Source organism: bacterium, from assembly GCA_040755795.1.
GTDB lineage: Bacteria > UBA9089 > CG2-30-40-21 > CG2-30-40-21 > SBAY01 > JBFLXS01.
In genome coordinates this window covers 1-2,803 of sequence record JBFLXS010000472.1, presented here as the reverse complement: position 1 = coordinate 2,803, position 2,803 = coordinate 1, and the positions used below count along the sequence as shown (strand labels likewise).

Here is a 2,803-nt window from a genome sequence, read left to right as displayed (position 1 = left end):
TGGCGATGATTAGAAGTTTACCATCAAATTCATAAATATCCCTCACCTTACCCTTAGAATAAGATTTTAAGTCTTTTAAATCAGTTTCCAAAATTATCAGTTCTTCCATTTCTCATTCACCTCAATTCCCTTATTTTGGATCTTGTAACCGTTCACCGCAGAGGCACAGAGACGCAGAGAAGAAAATTAAAATTTATTGATAACTATTCAGCCACAGATGGACACAGATGAAACACTGATTTTATTTTTTATCCGTGCTAATCCGTGTTAATCAATGGCTGAATAGTTACTTTATTTCTATGTCTTCTCTGTTCCTCTGCGTCTCTGCGGTAAAGAACCACCTGAACGGTTACAAATATCAAAAATCAAAAGTCTAAACTACACATTTACCCCTTCCGTTTAATTAATAATCCTTCCACAATCAACGAAAGCAAACCTTTTAATCGCGTCTTATCTTTAACTAAAATAAAAATGGTTAAGATTAAATAAAGGAAACTATAAATCAACCGTATTTCTTTTGAAGGGAGTAGTAATTGAGTAAAAAACAGGATGAATATAATCAACGCCTCTTTTACCGACAGATGGAGATTAACCAGAATTGAGACTGCAAAGGCAGACTGAGCCGCGGTAAGGAATATCTCTTCTCTTTGTCGGTCATCTATGCACATCAATTCTATCTTCCCGCTGGAGATACAGAAAATAACCGGTATTAGTCCAACAAGGAGTGTCCATTGATTTACTTTGGAGGAGATTAAAGTTCCTAATCCCATGGTAGGTTGTGCTTTGAGGACAAACAAAGAGGCGGCAATAAGCTCAGGCGCCTCAGAGGCAAGTGGGGCTATCCATTGGACAAGGATAAACTCCTCTATCTTAAAGATTCTACCTGTAGTAATTAATCCCTCGGCAAAAGGTTTTGCGGAAATAAAAATAAGAAATCCCGCATATAAAAATAAGGAGATAACCGTTATTCGTCTTGTCGTCTGAGGAAGATTACCAATATTTTCTGGCACACCAATGAGTTCTGGCTCGATTATTTTTGCCCTGGCGGCTGAGGTGATATACAGGATAAACAGTAATACAAAAATTATCGCATCAAATATAGCTAAAGAGCCTTTAATAGGAATAATAAAAGAATACAAAGTCGCCATACACAGATATGATAACTCTATTTTATGTGATTCTTCCAATTCAATACCTGGAGCCTTTTTCGTTATCCAGTAAAGGATGACAACAAGAGACCAACCACATCCTATTAAGAGTCGATTGGCGCCGGTCATATTTGCGGTGGCATACGGAATATAAGATGGATTTTTCCCTCCCATCCATGTAAAATACATATCCACGGCGTATTCAGGCAAGACGGCGATTAAGGCTAAAAAGGCTAAGGCTAAAACCTGGGAGACATCTTTTTGAGCGGATTCAGATGCCCAGCAGAGTAAAAATGCCGCACAGACAATTCCTATGCCGGAAAAACACACGGTCAAAATCGGGTAGGCTTCCCAATCCCAGCCTGAAATTCTTAAGATTACCCAAATTATAGGCAGACAAATTGTGCCCCAGAGTATAAACCAATTTCTTTTCATACCTTCTCCTGAAAATAAGGAAGTAGAAAGTAGAGAGTAGAGAGTAGAAAGTAAAGAAAACATCACTCCTCACGCCTATCTCCTTACCTCCCATCTTCTATCTCCTACCTACTATTTTCATCGTCCTTTGTGTCCACCATTATGGACAGGCGGGTTTCTCCTTTTTACCTTTCCTGTCACTTATAAATTTCTGTTCCTTCTCTTTGAGTCAATTTATGGAATATTTCTGTAATCTTTAAAGTAGTGATACCTGGTTTGCCCGTTCCAATGATGCGGTTATCAATTCTCACCACTGGAATTACCTCAGCGGCTGTGCCAGTCAAAAAACATTCATCTGCGGTATAAAGGTCAAACCGAGTTAAGACATTTTCAACCACCTTTAGTCCCATCTCTTCACCTATTTTCATCACCGTATCTCGTGTAATCCCCTCCAGGACACCTACCCATAAAGGCGGTGTAGTCAGGGTATGATTCTTGATAATAAAGATATTATCTCCACTACATTCAGTAACATATCCTTCGGTGTTTAACATCACTGCCTCTAAGACACCGGCATTACTTGCTTCAATCCGTGCTAAAATACTGTTAAGATAGTTTAATGTTTTCACGCAGGGACTTAAAGCTTCTTGAATATTTTTCCGAGTAGGCACGGTAACTATTTCCAGGCCCTTTTCATAAAAATCCTTTGGATATAAACTTATCTTATCAACAATAATGATAATAGAAGGTTTTGGGCATTTTTTGGGGTCTAACCCTAAATCTCCTGCTCCTCTTGTTACCAGCAATCTAATATAGGCATCCCGTAATTCATTGGCTTTTATTGTTTCAATAACGGCTTTAGTTAATTCTTCCTTTGTTAAAGGTATAGTGAGCATAATATATTTTGCTGATTTATACAGTCTTTCTAAATGCTCATTTAATTTGAATATCCGGCCATTGTATACCCTGATTCCTTCAAATACCCCATCACCATAAAGTAAGCCATGGTCAAAAACAGAAATCTTTGCCTCTTCCTTTTTAAAAAGTTCTCCATCGATATACACTAATCCCATTGTTTTTTAAACCTCCTCTTCTAAAATTGGTAACCGTTCACGCTATATATCAAAAGTGTAAGAAAGGGGATAAGGAGATAAGAGTGATATGGAGATAAGATAATAGAATATAGATTGAAATTTATAGAAATAGGTAGAAATTGATTGTGGAAAACAACAAATTTCCAT

2 protein-coding genes are annotated in these 2,803 nt (G+C 37.5%); both read right to left on the bottom strand.

Annotated elements, in window-relative coordinates:
* Positions 1-386 precede the first annotated feature (386 nt).
* On the bottom strand, positions 387-1,583 hold the full coding sequence (locus AB1414_18505) for a sodium:calcium antiporter (protein ID MEW6609407.1): 1,197 nt from the start codon (positions 1,581-1,583) through the stop codon (positions 387-389).
* A 176-nt stretch (positions 1,584-1,759) separates the two neighbouring features.
* Positions 1,760-2,635, bottom strand: coding sequence for a branched-chain-amino-acid transaminase (ilvE, locus tag AB1414_18500; protein ID MEW6609406.1), 876 nt, complete (start codon positions 2,633-2,635; stop codon positions 1,760-1,762).
* Positions 2,636-2,803 lie beyond the last annotated feature (168 nt).